20 protein-coding genes and 1 tRNA gene are annotated in these 18,042 nt (G+C 57.2%); 9 read left to right on the plus strand and 12 right to left on the minus strand.

The features are described 5' to 3' along the window. The first annotated feature begins 43 nt into the window (after nt 1–43). The gene (locus BAR1_RS06235) at nt 44–1,522 is read left to right on the plus strand and encodes a multicopper oxidase family protein (RefSeq protein ID WP_118942224.1); all 1,479 of its coding nucleotides are present in this window, start codon (nt 44–46) and stop codon (nt 1,520–1,522) included. 22 nt (nt 1,523–1,544) lie between these two features. Here BAR1_RS06235 and BAR1_RS06240 read toward each other — a convergent pair whose 3' ends face one another. Both BAR1_RS06240 and BAR1_RS06245 read right to left on the minus strand, forming a co-directional pair. Then, nucleotides 1,545–2,177, minus strand: a complete 633-nt coding sequence (locus BAR1_RS06240) for an NAD(P)-dependent oxidoreductase (RefSeq protein ID WP_118942225.1) — start codon at nt 2,175–2,177, stop codon at nt 1,545–1,547. After that, on the minus strand, nt 2,174–2,701 hold the full coding sequence (locus BAR1_RS06245; RefSeq protein WP_118942226.1) for a flavodoxin domain-containing protein: 528 nt from the start codon (nt 2,699–2,701) through the stop codon (nt 2,174–2,176). Before BAR1_RS06245 ends, BAR1_RS06240 begins: the two co-directional genes overlap by 4 nt. A gap of 80 nt (nt 2,702–2,781) precedes the next feature. Here BAR1_RS06245 and BAR1_RS06250 point away from each other — a divergent pair, with 80 nt between their 5' ends. Then, nucleotides 2,782–3,372, plus strand: a complete 591-nt coding sequence (locus BAR1_RS06250) for a TetR/AcrR family transcriptional regulator (RefSeq protein WP_118942227.1) — start codon at nt 2,782–2,784, stop codon at nt 3,370–3,372. Nucleotides 3,373–3,482: 110 nt separating this feature from the next. Here BAR1_RS06250 and BAR1_RS06255 read toward each other — a convergent pair whose 3' ends face one another. The 4 genes from BAR1_RS06255 to BAR1_RS06270 all read right to left on the minus strand — a co-directional run bounded on the left by BAR1_RS06255 (nt 3,483) and on the right by BAR1_RS06270 (nt 6,852). Beyond that, the gene (locus BAR1_RS06255; RefSeq protein ID WP_118942228.1) at nt 3,483–4,013 is read right to left on the minus strand and encodes a hypothetical protein; all 531 of its coding nucleotides are present in this window, start codon (nt 4,011–4,013) and stop codon (nt 3,483–3,485) included. Nucleotides 4,014–4,124: 111 nt separating this feature from the next. Continuing rightward, nucleotides 4,125–4,931, minus strand: a complete 807-nt coding sequence (locus tag BAR1_RS06260; protein WP_118942229.1) for a lytic murein transglycosylase — start codon at nt 4,929–4,931, stop codon at nt 4,125–4,127. A 121-nt stretch (nt 4,932–5,052) separates the two neighbouring features. Next, on the minus strand, nt 5,053–6,459 hold the full coding sequence (gene glnA, locus BAR1_RS06265; RefSeq protein WP_118942230.1) for a type I glutamate--ammonia ligase: 1,407 nt from the start codon (nt 6,457–6,459) through the stop codon (nt 5,053–5,055). A 54-nt stretch (nt 6,460–6,513) separates the two neighbouring features. Beyond that, nucleotides 6,514–6,852, minus strand: coding sequence for a P-II family nitrogen regulator (locus BAR1_RS06270; RefSeq protein WP_118942231.1), 339 nt, complete (start codon nt 6,850–6,852; stop codon nt 6,514–6,516). Nucleotides 6,853–7,025: 173 nt separating this feature from the next. On the opposite strand from BAR1_RS06270, the gene BAR1_RS06275 reads away from it, so the two are divergent. Beyond that, entirely contained in the window at nt 7,026–8,570 is a 1,545-nt protein-coding gene (locus BAR1_RS06275; RefSeq protein WP_118942232.1) for an NAD(P)H-hydrate dehydratase, read from the plus strand. On the opposite strand, the gene BAR1_RS06280 is transcribed toward BAR1_RS06275, so the two are convergent. Next, the gene (locus tag BAR1_RS06280; protein ID WP_118942233.1) at nt 8,567–9,046 is read right to left on the minus strand and encodes a Hint domain-containing protein; all 480 of its coding nucleotides are present in this window, start codon (nt 9,044–9,046) and stop codon (nt 8,567–8,569) included. The two genes, BAR1_RS06275 and BAR1_RS06280, sit on opposite strands and share 4 nt — an antisense overlap. A gap of 160 nt (nt 9,047–9,206) precedes the next feature. On the opposite strand from BAR1_RS06280, the gene BAR1_RS06285 reads away from it, so the two are divergent. Together BAR1_RS06285 and tig are read left to right on the plus strand one after the other, a co-directional pair. Next, a tRNA-Leu gene (locus BAR1_RS06285) sits at nt 9,207–9,291 on the plus strand. A gap of 441 nt (nt 9,292–9,732) precedes the next feature. Next, entirely contained in the window at nt 9,733–11,064 is a 1,332-nt protein-coding gene (gene tig, locus BAR1_RS06290) for a trigger factor (protein ID WP_118942234.1), read from the plus strand. 62 nt (nt 11,065–11,126) lie between these two features. Here tig and BAR1_RS06295 read toward each other — a convergent pair whose 3' ends face one another. From BAR1_RS06295 to rpsF, 4 genes are all read right to left on the minus strand, one after another. Further along, nucleotides 11,127–11,774: a hypothetical protein gene (locus BAR1_RS06295; RefSeq protein ID WP_118942235.1), complete on the minus strand. Its 648-nt coding sequence runs from the start codon at nt 11,772–11,774 to the stop codon at nt 11,127–11,129. A 259-nt stretch (nt 11,775–12,033) separates the two neighbouring features. Then, nucleotides 12,034–12,675, minus strand: coding sequence for a 50S ribosomal protein L9 (rplI, locus tag BAR1_RS06300; protein WP_118942236.1), 642 nt, complete (start codon nt 12,673–12,675; stop codon nt 12,034–12,036). Between the two features lie 12 nt (nt 12,676–12,687). Next, nucleotides 12,688–12,915 carry a 30S ribosomal protein S18 gene (gene rpsR / locus BAR1_RS06305; protein ID WP_118942237.1) on the minus strand — a complete coding sequence of 76 codons (228 nt, stop codon included), beginning with the start codon at nt 12,913–12,915 and terminating at the stop codon, nt 12,688–12,690. 26 nt (nt 12,916–12,941) lie between these two features. Continuing rightward, on the minus strand, nt 12,942–13,295 hold the full coding sequence (gene rpsF, locus BAR1_RS06310) for a 30S ribosomal protein S6 (protein ID WP_118942238.1): 354 nt from the start codon (nt 13,293–13,295) through the stop codon (nt 12,942–12,944). A gap of 283 nt (nt 13,296–13,578) precedes the next feature. Here rpsF and BAR1_RS06315 point away from each other — a divergent pair, with 283 nt between their 5' ends. Both BAR1_RS06315 and BAR1_RS06320 read left to right on the plus strand, forming a co-directional pair. Then, nucleotides 13,579–14,223, plus strand: a complete 645-nt coding sequence (locus BAR1_RS06315) for a hypothetical protein (RefSeq protein WP_118942239.1) — start codon at nt 13,579–13,581, stop codon at nt 14,221–14,223. 111 nt (nt 14,224–14,334) lie between these two features. Continuing rightward, complete coding sequence (locus tag BAR1_RS06320) at nt 14,335–14,910, plus strand: YceI family protein (RefSeq protein WP_118942240.1); 576 nt, start codon at nt 14,335–14,337, stop codon at nt 14,908–14,910. 54 nt (nt 14,911–14,964) lie between these two features. On the opposite strand, the gene BAR1_RS06325 is transcribed toward BAR1_RS06320, so the two are convergent. Next, nucleotides 14,965–16,119, minus strand: a complete 1,155-nt coding sequence (locus BAR1_RS06325; RefSeq protein WP_118942241.1) for a cytochrome b/b6 domain-containing protein — start codon at nt 16,117–16,119, stop codon at nt 14,965–14,967. 231 nt (nt 16,120–16,350) lie between these two features. Between BAR1_RS06325 and fabD the strand changes: the two genes are divergently transcribed. Then, complete coding sequence (gene fabD, locus BAR1_RS06330; RefSeq protein ID WP_118942242.1) at nt 16,351–17,298, plus strand: ACP S-malonyltransferase; 948 nt, start codon at nt 16,351–16,353, stop codon at nt 17,296–17,298. Continuing rightward, nucleotides 17,299–18,036 (plus strand): 3-oxoacyl-ACP reductase FabG, encoded by a 738-nt coding sequence (gene fabG, locus BAR1_RS06335; RefSeq protein WP_118942243.1) that lies wholly within the window; start codon nt 17,299–17,301, stop codon nt 18,034–18,036. It abuts the gene before it with no gap. The last annotated feature ends 6 nt before the right edge of the window (nt 18,037–18,042 follow it).

Genomic DNA, 18,042 nt, shown 5'->3' on the forward strand with positions numbered 1-18,042 from the left:
TGTGCAGGCCGGATGCCTGAAAAGACAATGCAAAGGCGATACTATGACATTATCCAGACGACAGTTCATCGGCACGGCGACAGCAACCTTTGCTACTCCGGCCCTGATCGGGCGCGCGATTGCGGCCACGGGTGGACGGGATTTGCCGATCCCCGACGTTCTGGATCTGCGCGGCGGGGGTGGCGCGCCGACACTGGATGCGATGGCGGCCCGCACTAAAATTCTGGAAGGGGCTGAAAGTGTCACTGTCGGATACGGGCAGGGGTTTCTTGGCCCTGTGATCCGCATGAACCGCGGGGAAACGGCGCGGTTGAACCTTGGCAACCGGATCAAGGAACCGGTGACGGTGCATTGGCACGGGATGCATATTGACGGCGCGCAGGACGGCGGACCGCACAGCCCGGTCGATACCGGCGGGGTGCTCGAGGCGGCTTTGGATATTGATCAACCTGCCGCAACCCTTTGGTATCACTCGCATATACATCAACGCACCGGTATTCAGGTATATTACGGGCTGGCGGGCATGCTGATTATTGACGATCCAGATGCACCCGACAGCGGGTTGCCGCAGACCTATGGTGTGGATGATATCCCGCTGGTGGTGCAGGATCGTGTTTTCGATCGTGGTGGGCAGATGCTCTATGCGCCGCAGGGACCAACGCGGATGATGGGCTATCGCGGCAGCGAGATTCTGGTGAACGGCGCGATCCGGCCAAAGGCCAGCGTGCCTGCCGGAATGGTGCGCCTGCGGATCCTGAACGGATCAAATGCGCGGATCTATCATTTCGGGTTCGAGGACGGGCGCAGGTTCTATCAGGTGGCCAGCGATGGCGGCCTGCTGCCGATGCCGGTTGCGATGAACGCCCTGACACTGGCCCCTGCCGAGCGGGTTGAAATTGTAGTGGATTTCAGCGCCGGTGCCACCCGCCTGCTATCGGCCCCTGATAGCAATATGGGGATGATGGGCGGTGGCATGATGGGCGGGATGATGCGCGGTGCCTCGCCCAAAGCGGTGGCCGATGGTGGGCTGTTCGAGGTGATGTCCTTTGCCATTGATAACAGCCGAACCGCGGCTGTGACGACGTTGGCCAAAACGCTGGCCGGTGCGCCGACCCCTGTATTTGGCGAGCCGGTGCGCCGTCGCCGTTTTGCCCTGAACATGGGCATGGGAATGGGCATGATGCGCGGCGGTGGCTCGATGGCGATCAACGGGGACTCCATGGATATGGCGGTGATCAATCAGGAACTGCGGCTGGGCGAGGCCGAGATATGGGAGGTGAGCGCCGACATGATGGCGCATCCGTTCCATGTGCACGGAACCTCGTTTCAGGTGCTGTCGAGGAACGGGCGCAAGGTGGATTATGCCTCCACGGGGCTAAAGGATGTGGTGCTGGTGGACGGCACCGCCGAACTGCTGGTGCAGGTCAACCGCAAGGCGGACGCCAATCAGCCGTTCATGTTCCACTGCCACATTCTGGAGCACGAGGATTTGGGGATGATGGGGCAGTTTACCGTCGCGTGAACGCAGCCTCCGTTGATCATGGCTAATATGACAGGCAAGGCGCCTTGTGCAGGTAGGTGCCATTGTCGATCTGCCGCAGCATGAAATCGGCCACATCCGCGGTCGAGATTTTGGCCTTTAGCTTGCGCCCACGCGGGTCGAACCCGTGCCAGTATTCGCCGGTGTGATCCCCTTTGACGTCAAAGGCCGCAGGGCGAGTAATGGTCCAGTCCAGACCGCTGGCGGTGACGATGTTTTCCTGCAATTCGTGATCGCGATAAAGGTGACGCATGAGCAAGGGGACCAACAGGTATTTGTAGAGTGCGGGCAACATCGCGTGGCTGTCATTTGCCCCCATGCCGGATAGACAGATCAGGCGATTGACCCCGGTTTGTTGCATCGCCTTAACGATAATTCCGGTGCCTTTGGCCCGCAGTTGCTCCTTGTTTCTCAGCGGCATACCAAGGGCGACAAGCACAGCATCATGACCCGTTATTGCCGCTGTAACTTGTGTTCCATTCAGAACATCGCCTTGGAAAAGGCGCAGGTTTTTATGTGTTTGTCTCAGTTTTTCAGGACTGCGGGTAAAGGCCGTCACCTGATGGCCCTGTTCCAGCGCCTGTGCGACAAGATGCTGGCCAACGTGGCCGGTGGCGCCGAAAATAACAAGTTTCATGAGGATTTCCTTTGTTCAATTCGGGGGAGGGTGGTTTTGGCCCATGCCCGTATCGCTTGCCAATCGCGGTAATCCCCTTCGGGAACGCGCAGAAAGGCAAAGACAAGGCGGGCCAGAAGGCGGGCGCGACGCGGCATTTTGCTGTAGTCCAGCACGCCCGCGAATTGGCCGATACCGGCGGTGTGGACGTGGGGCAGGGTGGTTGCGATGCTGTCGGCATAACGGGTGGCCTGTTGCAATGCCTTGGGGGATTTGTGTGACAGCGTCAGGCAGGTCAGGAAGATTGCCACGGGCATCGTTTGCAAGGTGCTGTAATGGGTTTTGACGAAATCGGTCGCCTCGGGCAGCCATTTGTCATAGCGGATGGCGCTGCCGATGATCACGGCGTCATAGCCCGCCAGATTGTCGATATCCCCGATCCAACGGGCCACCGCGCCAATTTCATCCGCAATGGTTTGCGCCACTTCGGCGGTGCTGCCCAGTCGGCTGGCATAGGCAATCAGGATGTTGCGAGGGTGGGGCATGGGCTTTCCGATATTCCTGTGCGGTTGCTTTACGCTGTGTCAATTGACGGGTGCCCTATGGCTAGGTAGAACTTTACACCATGTCAAGTCACACACCCGATACCCGCACCAAAATCCTGCAAGCAACCCGGCAACTGATGGAGGACCGCCGTGGCCTGGGTGTGCGGATGAGCGACATCGCCAAAGCCGCTGGCGTGTCGCGTCAGGCGGTGTATCTGCATTTCGACAGCCGGATTGACCTGCTAAGTGCGACAACAAAATATGTAGATGAAATCAATGGATTGGATGACCGTCTTAAGGCAATAAGCAGCGCGCGCTCTGCTGTTGACATGCTGGATGCCTATATCGAAGTCTGGGGCAATTACCTGCCGGAAATCCACGGGTTGGCAGGAGCGCTGTTTTCAGTACGCGAGAGTGACGACGCCGCAGAAATGGCGTGGGACGAATGCATGTCCTGCCACCGCGCCGGCTGTGCCGACATCATTGCGGCGCTAAAATCCGAAGGCAAACTGGCTGATGGCTGGACTGATTCTGCGGCGGTTGATCTGCTGTCGACGATCCTGTCGTTCCAAACATGGGAGCAGTTGACCAGCGAATGTGGGTGGCCCACCCGCCAGTATATCGAGGCAATGAAAACCACATTGCACCGGACCTTGGTGAAATCGGGCTAGAGCAAATCCAGTCAAATTGTATTCACACAGCACCCCGAACGCATTTGCTTGTGCAAACGCTGCCTCGGGGTGCTGTGTGAATACATGATTGTGAATAGACTGGATGCGCTCTAGTTCTTGCCTGCTGACTTCCCCTTGTCATGGCTGTTGCCTTTGCCTGCATCAGCCCCCTTTTTGCCGGCGGATTTCACCACGGTTTCCTCGTCCTTGCGGCGGGTGGTTTGATAGGTTTTGTGGGTGGTATCGCCGCAACTGGAACACTTGTAGGTGTCGTCAACGTCATAGACTTCTTCAACCCATGTTGTGATTTCGGTGTCGCCGTTATCCAGAACCTTGCGTTCTTCCTTGGGGGTGGTGTTTACCAGAACCTCTTGCCGGTCAACACGCGCCACACTGAAGGCCGCGCCACAGTTGGCGCATTTCGCCCCCGCAGCGCCCGAGGACAGGTTCTTGCGGGTGATCATACCCGCCGACACCAAACCCGCCAGCGCCGCCCCGCCACTGCGGATGCCGCTGCCCTGGCTGCCCAGCAACCAATAGGCAAGGCCAGCTATGATGACCCCCAGCACAACCCCCCAGATGATCGCGGATTTTTTGATCGAGGCGCGCAGGGCCTCTTGTTCGGCTGTCAGGTTTGGCATGAATACTCTCCGTTAAAATGTATTGCGCTGAATATGCACATGTTTACGGCGATCTCCAAACAAAAAAGGGGGCTTGATGCCCCCTTTGTTGATCGCGGCGTTTTTTGTGTTTTAGCCTTCAATCCGGCCCGCCATAATCGCAATGGCCTTTTGGTAAACCGTGGCCGCGTTCCATTCCTTGATCACGCGGAAATTCGGCTGGCCTTCCTGATAGCCCTTGCCGGGTTTCCACCCTTTGCCGCGCAGGTAATTCGCGGTGGTGGCCAGTGCATCGGCCATGTTGTTCAGATCAACCCGCCCGTCGCCATTGCCATCCACGCCGTATTTCAGCGCATTGCCGGGCAGGAACTGGGTGTGGCCCATTTCGCCATGGCGTGCGCCGATGGATTTGGCCGACAGGGTGCCGCGATCGACCAGTTTCAGGGCGGCAATCGCATGCGGCACAAAGAAATCCGTGCGGCGGCAATCATAGGCCAGCGTGCTGATTGACGACACCACATTGCTGTCGCCCATGAAATGGCCAAAGCCGGTTTCCATCCCGTGGATCGCCACCAGTACCGCCGCCGGCACGCCGTATTTCTTTTCCAGAGCGGCATAGAATGCGGGGTTCTTGGCGATGCGGCGGCGTCCTTGGGCGACAATGGTATCGGCCCCGCGTATCTGCATGAATTTGGCCAGTGAATAGCGAAAGCTTTTCTGGTTCCGGTCCGCTGCAATCGTGCGTTTGGCATAGGTTGTGCCGGCCAGTGCGGCCAAACCGCGCTTGCCAACTCCGGCGCGTTTGGCCTCTTTGGCAAAGGCGGCTTTCCAGGCGTTATAGCCAGCGGATGTGTTGCCGCATTGGGCGGCGATTGCGGGGTTGGTGAAAACGGATGCGGCCAACAGGGCGGCGAATGTGGTGGTTAATTTGCGGGGCATTTGTCCCTCCTTCAATCAATACGTCCCGACTTTAGCCTGCCCCCTGCAAAATAGCAAAAGGGCGCCCAAAAGGACGCCCTCTGATTTTCCCTGTAGGGCGGGGTTCACCCCGCCACCTCGCTTAGCAGCTATAATACAGCTTGTATTCCACCGGATGCGGTGTGTGTTCATAGGCGTAAACCTCTTCCCACTTCAGATCCATATAGCCTTCGATCTGGTCCTTGGTGAACACGTCACCGGCCAGCAGGTAATCGTGATCCGCTTCCAGCTCGTCCAGCGCCTCGCGAAGCGATGCACAAACGGTCGGGATACCGGCCAGCTCTTCCGGTGGCAGATCGTAAAGGTCCTTGTCCGATGCGGCACCCGGATCAATCTTGTTCTTGATGCCGTCAAGGCCGGCCATCAACAGGGCCGAGAAACACAGATAGGGGTTGGCGGCCGGATCGGGGAAACGGGCCTCGACGCGCTTGGCCTTGGGCGATTCAGTCCACGGAATACGCACACAGCCAGAACGGTTGCGCGCGGAATAGGCGCGCAGAACGGGGGCCTCGAAACCGGGGATCAGACGCTTGTAGCTGTTGGTCGACGGGTTGGTGAAGGCGTTCAGCGATTTGGCGTGCTTCAGGATGCCGCCGATGAACCACAGGGCCTCGTCCGACAGATCGGCGTATTTGTCGCCTGCAAACAGCGGCTTGCCATCTTTCCAGATCGACATGTTCACATGCATCCCCGTGCCGTTGTCACCCGAAATGGGTTTCGGCATGAAGGTGGCGGTTTTGCCATAGGCGTGGGCCACGTTGTGGATCACATATTTGTATTTCTGCAATTCGTCCGCCTGATGGGTCAATGATCCGAAAATCAGGCCCAGTTCGTGCTGACACGAGGCAACCTCGTGGTGGTGCTTGTCCACTTTCATGCCCAGACGCTTCATGGTCGACAGCATTTCGCTACGGATGTCTTGTGCGTCATCAATCGGGTTCACGGGGAAATAGCCGCCCTTGATGCCCGGACGATGGCCCATGTTGCCCATTTCATAATTGGTGTCGGTGTTCCATGACGCGTCGCCAGCGTCCACTTCGAACGATACCTTGTTCATTTCAACGCTAAAACGCACATCGTCGAACAGGAAGAATTCAGCCTCGGGGCCGAAATAGGACACATCCCCAATGCCCGACGCCTTCAGATAGGCCTCGGCCTTTTCAGCTGTGCCGCGCGGGTCGCGGTTATAGGCTTCGCCGGTGTCCGGCTCGACGATGGAACAATGCACCGCCAGCGTCTTTTCGGCATAGAACGGATCGATATAGGCCGAGGCCGGATCCAGCATCAGTTTCATGTCCGAATTTTCAATCGATTTCCAGCCCGCGATGGACGAGCCATCAAACATAAAGCCTTCTTCAAGGAAATCCTCGTCCACCAGATCGGCCACGACCGTTACATGTTGCAGCTTGCCGCGCGGATCGGTGAAACGAACATCTACATATTCGATGTCCTCGTCCTTGATCAGCTTCAGAACGCCTTTGTTGTCCATTTTGCTTCCTTTTCTATGGTAAATTATAGTGGGCGGAAATTCCGCCGGTTTATCCTAAATGGCTTCCGGTCCGCTTTCGCCGGTGCGAATACGCACGACTTGCTCAACGGGTGTCACGAAAATCTTGCCATCGCCGATCTTGTCGGTTTTGGCGGCTTCCACAATCGCCTCGATCGCGGCATCGACCATGTCTTCGGTCAGAACCACCTCGATCTTAACCTTGGGCAGGAAATCGACGACATATTCGGCCCCGCGGTACAGCTCCGTGTGGCCCTTTTGACGGCCAAAGCCCTTGACCTCGATAACAGACAGGCCCTGAACGCCCACGTCCTGCAATGCCTCTTTCACTTCGTCCAGTTTGAAAGGTTTGATGATCGCTTCAATCTTTTTCATAGCCTGCGACTCCCCTGACAGGTGGTTTCACCTATGACAGACCACTTTCAAATGCCCCTCACAATTCGCTATGGTGGACGGGGCAGGGCGCGGGGCTGGATTCTGCGGCTTGTGATTAAAAATTAGGCAGAACGTGTGAAATTTGTGCGTTTTGTGAACAAAGGGTTTTTATGATGACCGAACTTCTGACAGCGGCGCAGATGAGGGCGATTGAACAGGCGGCGATTGAGTCGGGGCAGGTCACGGGGCTGGAGCTGATGGAACGCGCGGGGCGCGGGGTGGTCGAGGCGGTGTTCGAGGAGTGGCCGGAACTTGCCGCGACCTCGCACCGCGCAGTGGTGTTGTGCGGGCCGGGCAATAACGGCGGTGACGGGTTCGTGGTGGCGCGTCTGCTGAAAGAATGGGGCTGGGAGGTGGAGGTGTTTCTGTATGGGGACGCCGATAAGCTGCCGCCGGATGCGAAGGTGAATTACGAGCGGTGGGCGGAGATGGGGGAGGTTTCGGCTCTGGATCAAGAAGCCATTTATGATTGTGTTGGTGATCTCTGGGTCGATGCATTCTTTGGTACTGGTTTAACACGACCGATCCCTAATGATGTTTGGTATGCATTGTTCAGGGTTGAAGCCAATATCGCAGGCTCAAACGCAAAATCTGTGGCAATAGATATCCCATCATTTCTCTGTGCAGATAGTGGCAAACCGATCGGAAGTGAGGTTAATGATCGAAATCATCTAACGGTTACGTTTCATTGCTTGAAACCTGGACATCTTTTGGATCGTTCTGATGAGTTTTGCGGAAAAGTTAATATAAAAGACATAGGCTTGGAAGAAAGCAAAATAACAAACGATATAGAATATGTGGAGATTGGAAGTACATATTCTGGGTTTCTGACAAAACGGGACGGCCACAAATACACCCACGGCCACGCCCTCATCCTGTCCGGCGCTAGTGGCAAAGGCGGTGCGGCCCGTCTGGCGGCGCGCGGGGCGTTGCGGATCGGGGCAGGGGTGGTGACGGTCGGATGCCCTCCGAACGCCGTGGTGGAAAACGCCAGCCAGTTGAATGCGATCATGCTGGAGACGGTGCATGACGCGGATGCTTTGGCGCGGGTTTTGAAAGATGAGCGGATCAATGCGCTGTGTTTGGGGCCAGCCTTGGGCAAGGGCACGCGGGAACGGGAACTGGTGCGGGTTGCGCTAGAGGCCAAGCGCCCGACGGTTCTGGATGCCGATGCGTTGTCGATCCTGTTCTTTGACGAAGCGGATGCACTGTTCGGTAAGTTACATAAAAACGTGGTGCTGACCCCGCACGCGGGCGAATTTGCTCGTCTGTTTCCCGACATTGCCGAAAAGCTGAACGCGCCGGCCACCAAAGGCCCCGCCTATTCCAAGGTGGACGCGACGCGCGAGGCCGCCAAACGGGCGGGTTGTGTGGTGTTGTTCAAAGGGGCCGATACGGTGATTGCCGATCCGGACGGGCGTGCATCGATCAATTCGGCCCATTATGAACGCGCCGCCCCGTGGCTGGCGACTGCAGGGTCGGGGGATGTGCTGGCGGGGTTCATCACGGGGTTGTTGGCACGCGGATTCCACCCGATGCTGGCGGCGGAAATGGCGGCGTGGCTGCATGTGGAATGTGCCTTGCACTTTGGCCCCGGACTGATCGCCGAGGACCTGCCAGAGCAGTTGCCAGAAGTGTTTCGCAGTTTGGGAATTTAGGCGGCGATGGCGACAGCGTGGCGCGCGCTGGCAAGTTCCAGACCGTTTGCATAGATCACATGCGGCGTGTCGAATTCCAACTCGTAAACGCGCAGGGTCTGTTCTTCGCATTTGGCGATATATTCGCCATCGGCCAGACGCGACACCGGCACCATTGCGCTATCCGCGGCAAACAGGGCCTTGGCCAGCAAGCCGCGCACCAGAATGGGCTGATCCGCAGGCACAATCGTATCGACATCCGGGCGGCCCGGCCCCAGACGGTCAGCCGAAATGCGATAGGGGCGGGTGGTGATTTCCTGCGTGTGGATGGCTTTCAGAACGGCCATACCGCTGTCGCGGGTGATGATGCGATCACCGGCGCTTAGATGTTCGACCGGAATTTCGCCATCAAGGGTCAGAACAACGGTTCCCAGGGCAATACCGGTCGTTTGAACGGTGGTGCCTGTCTGCAATTGTGAGTCCGAACTGGCCGTCATGATTACATTGTCCCCTTGGTGGTCTGCCTGAAGTTGTCGATTCCCAATGGGGCGAAAATGTGTTCGTCTCTTGGTTGTTTTATGAATAATTTTCTGCTGGCCACGGCGCGAATGCTTTGCTAGAAGGCGCGGACTTTGGGCCGCTGGCCGAAAGATAAGTGCGGGTGTGGCGGAATTGGTAGACGCACCAGATTTAGGTTCTGGCGCCGCGAGGCGTGGGGGTTCAAGTCCCTTCACCCGCACCATTTGCTAGGGTCAAGGCCCATTAATCCTGAACCGTTGGCGCTGTTTTCCCGAAATATCAGGGGTTTGACGAGTGCCGCCAATGGTGGCTTCATTGTCAAGTGCGTCACGCCGCTGAGATGACGGGAAAACAGCGTCCTTCGGATTTGACGGATTTTCCCTCTGACTGCGTTACATCTGATTGAAATAGAACCACTATTCCTGCGCAGACATGCCTTGTCAGAGAAAAAATCTGTCAAACCAACGGCGCAGGATTAATGGGTCTTGACCCTGGGTTTTTCTGCCGGATTTCCAAATCCCTGTCCATATATGGCGGATGGCGCGGCAAAACCGTATATTTCAGGCATTTTCCCTTGCACAGCCCCAAACCCGCCACTAGAAGAACCCTGATCTATCCCGCCGCGCAATTCGCGCGGCCCATTTAGTTATGAAGGACCACTGCCATGCAGGTCAAAGAGACCCTGAACGAAGGCCTGAAGCGCGCCTATTCCATCACCATCCCCGCCGCCGAGCTGGAGGCCAAAGTCGATGAAAAGCTGAAAGAAGCGCAGCCCGAAGTCGAAATGAAGGGGTTTCGCAAGGGCAAGGTGCCGATGGCGCTGATGAAAAAGCAGTTTGGCCCCAAGGTTATGGGCGAAGCCATGCAGGAAGCCGTTGACGGCGCCATGGCCAAGCATTTCGAGGAAAGCGGCGATCGCCCCTCGATGCAGCCCGAAGTGAAAATGGTCAATGACGAGTGGAAAGAGGGCGACGACATCGAAGTCGAAATGTCCTACGAAGCCCTGCCCGAAATCAAGCAGCCCGATCTGAAGAAGATCAAGCTGGAGAAACTGGTGGTCAAGCCTGCCGACGAAGAAGTCGAGGAAGCGCTGAAAAGCCTGGCGGAAACCGCGCAGAACTTTGAAGACCGCAAGAAAGGCTCCAAGGCCAAAGAGGGTGACCAGATCGTGTTCGATTTTGCCGGTTCGGTTGATGGCGAATTGTTTGAAGGCGGCACCGCCGAGGATTACCCGCTGGTTCTGGGGTCCAACTCCTTTATCCCCGGTTTTGAAGAGCAGTTGATCGGCGCCAAAGCCGGTGACGAGCTGGACGTGAAAGTGACCTTCCCCAAGGAATACGGTGCCGAAAACCTGGCCGGCAAGGATGCGGTTTTTGCCTGTAAGGTGAAAGCGGTGAAAGCCCCGGCTGCGGCTGAAATCAACGACGATCTGGCCAAACAGTATGGCGCCGAAGATCTGGCCGACCTGAAGAAACAGATTGGCGAGCGTCTGGAAGCCGAATATGCCGGTGCTTCGCGCGCGGTGATGAAGCGGGCGCTGCTGGATGCGCTGGATGCGGCCTCGGATTTCGAACTGCCCCCGTCGCTGCTGGATGCCGAAGCGGGCCAGATTGCCCATCAGCTGTGGCACGAGGATAACCCCGATGTTCAGGGCCACGAGCACCCCGAAATCGAAACGACAGACGAGCACAAGAAACTGGCTGCACGCCGCGTGAAGCTGGGGCTGCTGCTGGCCGAAATGGGTCAGAAAGCCGAAGTCAAAGTGACCGACGCCGAGATGTCGCAAGCGATCATGAACCAGGCGCGTCAGTACCCCGGTCAGGAACGTGAATTCTTTGAATTCGTTCAGCAAAACCCGCAGATGCAGCAGCAACTGCGCGCACCTTTGTTTGAAGACAAGGTTGTGGATTACGCGTTTGAACTGGCTGATGTTTCTGAAAAAGAAGTCAGCAAGGAAGAGCTTGAAAAGGCGCTCGAGGCGCTGGACAAGGAATAAAGCTTCCCCATAGGGGCGAAATTGAAGGCCACTCCGTTAGTTCGGGGTGGCCTTTTTCACGTCTATTTTCCCAATGTGATTTGCAGCCCCATACGCAGGGTGATGCCTGCCGAATTATGTTCCAGCGGCCCCTGCATAGGCCCACCTGCCGAATAGATTGGCGGGCGGGTGTGGGCACGGATTTCGGTGAAAACGCGGGTGCGCGCACCGGCCTGTTTGGCAAGCCGCAGGCCGACCATCGCATAAGGCGCGCGATCGGTGGTGGTGAAGGATATACCGGGTCCGGTCATCCGGTAGACCGAATGGCGCGCACCAACACCGGCACCGGCTTTCAGGGTCCATTTCTTCCCTTGCGCAACGGCAGTCCAGGCGGACAACAGGATGCTGGTGGTGCGAATAGCCGTGGGATGGTTCCCAGCGGCACCGGTGGCGGTGAAATGGCTGTTCTGGCGCTCGAACACCTCGAATTCCAGATCATAGGGGCGTTTGCCGATATGAAATATGTCGCGCACCCCGAAGGCAACCGCGTAATCGCTTGACCGTGCTGAAGCGGTCAGCGCGCGGCGCCCGGGGGTTGCGGGGCCATTCCAGACATCAAAGTCGTGGTTCTCGAAACTGGTGCCCAAGGAGAGCGCAAGATAACTGGAACCGGCTGTGGCAGATACGACGGACAGCAGCAGTGCCGCAAATACTGAATAAATTAAGCGCATGTTAACACCTGTTTCGATTATGGCCCCCGTAAATGGCCTAACCGGTGTCGGCGTTTACTTCTATTTAACAATGAATAAATGGTTAAGATCGGTTTTGCGGCAAGTTTTCGTGTAATTGTATATAAATAAACGGTTATTTAAACTTAAGGGCGTCTGCGGGAGTGTCGCGCAGGTCCGAAAAACTGACTCTATGGTTAACAAAAAGCCGCACCAGACAAGGTCTGATGCGGCTTTTTGAAACTGGTATTGAAAAAGAAGCTTAGGCCTTCTCGGCGTTTTCTTCTTCTGCTTCCCCGGCAGGTGCCTCTTCGTCGGAAGCAGGGGCCAGATCTTCGTCTTCTTCGGCCGCAGCGCCGATATCGTCGAACAGTTCGGCGATCTCGAATTCGGCTTCGGCTTCGGCTTCGGCTGCCAGTTCGGCAATCGATTTACCCGCAGCTTGCAGCTCGGCTTCTTCCAGCGAACGGGCCACGTTCAGTTCGATTTTGACATCGACTTCGGGGTGCAGAACGACGTGAACCGTGTGCAGGCCCAGTTCCTTGATCGGTGCAGACAGGGAAACCTGTTTGCGATCGACCGAGAAACCCTCGGCTGTGGCGGCTTCGGCAGCGTCACGCACGGTAACCGAGCCATACAGCGAACCGGCGTCGGAGGCTGTCCGAATCACGGTGAACTGTTGACCGTCCAGCTTTTCAGCCATTTTTTCGGCTTCGGCCTTGGTTTCCAGATTGCGCGCTTCCAGCTGTGCTTTTTGCGCTTCAAAATGCTTGATGTTGGCTTCCGATGCACGCAGGGCTTTGCCTTGGGGCAGCAGGAAGTTGCGGGCGTAACCGTCTTTGACGGACACTACTTCGCCCATCTGGCCCAGTTTGGCCACGCGTTCCATGAGGATAACTTGCATGTGCTTTGCTCCTTATTTCACGGCGTAGGGAAGCAGGGCGAGAAAGCGGGCGCGTTTGATGGCGCGGGCCAGTTCCCGTTGCTTCTTGGCCGAAACGGCGGTGATACGGGACGGCACGATCTTGCCGCGCTCCGAGATATAGCGCTGCAGCAGACGAACGTCTTTGTAGTCAATCGCAGGAGCATTGTCGCTCGAGAAGGGACAGACTTTGCGACGGCGGAAAAATGGTTTAGATGCCATGGGTTAGATCCTTTCCTAGGCTAAAATCAACGACGCGGGCGGCGGTCGCCGCGCTCTTCGCGTTTTTGCATTTGCACGCTGGGCAGTTCTTTGTGCTCGTCCACCTTGATGGTCAGAACGCGCATGACATCGTCGTGCAGACGCATCAGGCGTTCCATTTCCTGAACGGCCGGTGCCGGGGCATCCGAGCGCAGAAAAGCATAATGCCCTTTGCGGTTTTTGTTGATTTTGTAGGCCATGGTCTTGATGCCCCAATACTCGCTATCAACGAGTTTGCCGCCGTTATCGGCAAGCACAGCACCAAAATGTTCGATCAGACCTTCGGCTTGCGTGTTGGACAGGTCCTGACGCGCAATCATCACATGCTCGTATAGTGGCATGTTCGCTCCTATTCATTTCTAAAGCGCATTTCAAAGGGCGGGGGTCAACCTTTCCGCGACCCGCCCACGAGAGGCTACGCTGATTCATCAATTACAGCGGAAAGGAAGTGGCCTTATACAACGCTGGGCTTGTGATGCAAGGCATATCCACTGGGTCCGGCCTGGTTGTTAAATCTGACGCAAAGACAACCCGTGGCGACAACAAAATGAACCGGAACTGCCGCATTTCGGTCATGATCCTTTGTCAGAAACAACTCAAAGAAGATAAAATCGGGGAAAGTCCATGAATGCCATTGCTTCTGTTTCCAGAAAGGAAACCCGCAAGAACAATAAACCCGCCACACAGGTGAATGAAACCTATTGGGGATATATTGTGCGGTGCAACACCTGTGACCGCACTCTGGCTGTGTTTTTTCAATGGGGGGCCGCGATTGTTGGCGGTTTGCTGGTCCTGGTGTCTTTGGGGTTCTGGGCATTGCCCGGTTCAATGCTTTCGCCCGAGCTGATCAGCTTCAAGATGGCAATGGTTTCCCTGTTCGGTGTGTTTGGTGTGACACTGGTTTGGTATGCCTCGCATGGGACCAAATACGAAATTCAGGTCGATCTGGCAAAACTGGAAATCCGGGAAGTGCTGCGGAATACCAAAGGTGTTGCACGCATTCAGAGCCGTATCCCGTTTGAAAAAATCGGATCCGTATTTATTGACCGGACCCAAAAGGAAAATGGCAAGGTGCGTTTGGTGATGCGTCTGGGCAATTCGGCACAAGTGATCGAAGTGGCGCGGGATCAGGAAGAGAACTTGACAGGTTTGCGTGATAAAATGGGCCGTGATTTGTTGGGCCGCAACGCGCCAATGCGCACTAAGGCCAACCGGGGATATATCCTGGAAGGGGCCGAAGGTGTGATCAAGCCAAAGGCGATTGCATAACACAAAACGGTTGTTCATCTACGAACACAAACTGTTGAAGCATGGCGTATTGCCCTGAACAGGGGCAGCGCCGACACTGGTTCCTGTCTTAACAAAGGATAGGAACGCGAAATGAAACTTCCCTTAATTGCTGCCGCATTGGCGGCTTTGGTTGCTACATCTGCCGCAGCGGCACCGGAAAAATACATTCTGGACAACAGCCACAGTCAGGTTGTCTTTTCTTACAACCACCTTGGATTTTCGACGACATGGACCATGTTTTCGGGCTTTGGCGGTGAAATCATGTTTGATGCCGATGCGCCTGCGTCATCAACGGTTTCGGTCTCGATGCCGTTGAAATCAATGTATACGGGGTGGGAAAAGCGGTTCGAGCATTTCATGTCACCGGATTTCTTTGATGCAAAAGATGACAGCACCATCAGTTTCACATCGACAGGAATCGAGGTGACCGGCGAAAACACCGCCCTGATCACCGGCGATCTGGTAATCAACGGGGTTAGCAATTCGGTGGTGCTGGATGCGGTGCTGAACCAGGCCGCAGAACACCCGATGGCGGGCAAGCCGTGGTTGGGATTTAATGCCACGACCAGTTTGTTGCGCAGTGATTTCGGGGTCGGGAAATTTGCGCCCTATATCGGGGACGAGTTGGATGTAATGATCTCGATCGAGGCGATGAAGGCCGAATAGAACCTGCAAATAGCAAAGCAAGGGCCGCTCCTGAACAGGGGCGGCCTTTTTGTATTATTGTGAGGCGGTCAGGGAGATGTTTATGGCCACCGGGTATTTCAGGGTGGTTTCATCGGGCAGGGTTTCCCCGATGCCGAAATCCAGCCGGTTCAGCGTTACTTGCCCCGCCATCAAGGCGGTCCCGTCTGTAATGTCCAGCGTGAAAGGCAGGGTCAGGGGGTGTTCCTTGCCTTTGAGGGTCAGGGTGCCCGTCGCCGCAAAGTGGTCGCCCTGTGGGGCGATGGTGGCCTTGAAATGGGCTGTGTGATGGTTGGTGGCATCAAAGAAGTCCGGCCCAAGCGCCTGCGCAGTGACCGAGCCAAGCGACAGGCTGGCAATGTTGACGTTAACGTCTGTGGTGCCGGTGCCGGTGGCGGGATCAAAGCTGATATCTGCGGTCCAGTCGGTGAAGCTGCCGGATACTTCGCTGCCGAACTGGGTGACGGTCAGGGCAAGGGCACCATCAGTGACCGTCCAGTCGCTGTTCACGCTTGCCAACTGCTTTGCGTCGGTTTGGGCGTCTGGCTGGCCCAGCCAGACGCCAAGGGCGATGGCGGCGCTATAGAGGGCGGTTGCAGCCAGCATCGGCGCGCGACTGCGGTTGGTGGCCGCTGTGGCGGGGGTTTTCCCCGGTAACATCCGGCGCAGGGTTTCGTCGCGGTCGATAAAGGCGTGTTTCAGGGCGCCGGCGATATGCAGTGCGACGGCGGCCAGCAGGATTTTGGTAAACACCCAGTGGCCGGCGGAAAACAGGGCCGAAACCGTTTCGGATTTGGGCACCAATGGTAGGGATTGGCCAAAGGGCCACCAGATCGGCGCAAAGCCGGTGCTGGCGGCGTGGTTGATCCAGCCGGTCAGCGGCACCAGCAGCATCGAGATATAGAGCAGCCAGTGAACCAGATGCGCGGCGAAGGTTTCCAGCCTGCGATCGGGATGCAGGTCGGCGGGCGGGGTTTGGGTCAGCGCCCAGAGGATGCGGGTCAAGGCCGTAAGGAAGGCGGCAACACCGATGGTTTTATGCAGCGAGAACAGCAGGGCTTTGCTGGCGATTTCATCACTGGTGGCAAAGGGGGCGTTGTTGGCCAGCAATCCCAATGGAAAGGCCGATAGCATCAGCAGGGCGGTGAGCCAGTGCAGGGTTTTGGTGACGGGGCTATAGCTTTGGATCATTGTTCGCGCTCCTGTTGATGTCAGGGTGGCATATCAGGCGATGATTTCGGGATAAATTCGGCGTGAGGGCACAAATTCTGTGCATTCCTGCGGCTGGTAGGTGGGGAACAAGAGATTTTATGCCTCCGGCGGGGATATTTGCAGAACGGTAATGGGGAGTGATTGCGAATTTGTTTCGGGCGGGGTATTTGCAGGGCAACGCGGGATGAACGACAATAAAGGGAGTGGCTGATGAGCCGAGCATTTGTATTTCCGGGGCAGGGGGCGCAGACCATTGGCATGGGGCGCGCATTGGCCGAGGCCTATCCGGCGGCGCAGGCCGTGTTTGACGAGGTGGACGAGGCTTTGGGTGAAAAGCTGTCGGCGCTGGTCTGGGAGGGGGAGCAGGATGACCTGACCCTGACCGCCAACGCGCAACCGGCGCTGATGGCAACGTCCCTGGCGGCATTGCGGGCACTGGAGGCCGAGGGAGTTTCGGTGGGTGATGCGGCATTTGTGGCCGGTCACAGTCTGGGCGAATATTCGGCATTGGCGGCGGCGGGGGCGATTTCGGTTGCCGATACCGCGCGGCTGTTGCGTATTCGCGGCAAGGCGATGCAGGAGGCGGTGCCGGTGGGCATTGGTGCCATGGCGGCGCTGTTGGGGCTGGATTTTGCCACGGTGCAAGAGGTGGCGGCCGAGGCGGCGCAGGGCGAAGTTTGCCAGGCGGCCAATGACAATGATCCGGGGCAGGTTGTGGTTTCGGGCCATAAGGCGGCGGTGGAACGCGCCTGCGAGATCGCCAAGGAACGCGGGGCGCGCCGCGCAGTGATGTTGCCTGTATCCGCGCCGTTCCATTGTGCCCTGATGCAGCCTGCGGCGGATGTGATGGCGCAGGCGCAGGCGGATGTGGCGATCAACGCGCCAGTGGTGCCGCTGGTCGCCAATGTACGGGCCGAGGCGGTGACGGACCCCGATGTGATCCGCGCGCTGCTGGTTGAGCAGGTGACCGGATCGGTGCGCTGGCGTGAATCGGTGGCCTATATGGCCGGTGAAGGTGTCAGCGAGATCTGGGAGATAGGTGCCGGCAAGGCCCTGTGCGGCATGATCCGGCGGATTGATAAATCGGTAGCAACGGCGGCCGTGGGCACGCCCGAGGATGTGGCGAAAGCTGTAGAACAGATGAAGAGTGAGGTTTAAATGTTTGATCTTGAAGGTAAAACGGCACTGGTAACGGGCGCGTCCGGTGGTATCGGTGGCGCGATTGCAAAGGCGCTGCACGGGGCCGGCGCAACGGTCGCTTTGTCAGGCACGCGGGTAGAGCCGCTAGAGGCGCTGGCGGCTGAACTGGGCGAGCGGGCGCATGTGCTGCTTTGCAACCTGTCGGACTCTGAGGCGGTCGAGGCGCTGCCCAAACAGGCGATCGAGGCGATGGGGGGGCTGGATATTCTGGTCAACAATGCCGGGATCACCCGCGATAATCTGTTCATGCGGATGAAGGACGAGGACTGGGATGCGGTAATCAATATCAACCTGACCAGCACCATGCGTCTGTGCCGTGGTGTAATGCGCCCGATGATGAAGGCACGCTGGGGGCGGATTATCAATATTTCATCCATTGTCGGCACCACGGGTAATCCGGGGCAGGCGAATTATGCGGCTGCCAAAGCTGGGATGATAGCGATGGGCAAAAGTATCGCCCAAGAGGTTGCAACGCGCGGCATTACGGTGAATGCGGTTGCGCCGGGGTTTATTGCAACGCCAATGACGGATGCGCTGAGCGAAGATCAGAAAAAGGGCATATATGACCAGATACCGGCGGCGCGAATGGGCAGGCCCGAGGAGATCGCGGCGGCGGTGTTGTATCTGGCGAGCGAGGAGGCCGGTTATGTCACTGGTGCCACGCTGCATGTGAATGGCGGGATGACGATGGTTTAGGGCGCA

The organism is Profundibacter amoris (genome assembly GCF_003544895.1).
Lineage (GTDB): Bacteria > Pseudomonadota > Alphaproteobacteria > Rhodobacterales > Rhodobacteraceae > Profundibacter > Profundibacter amoris.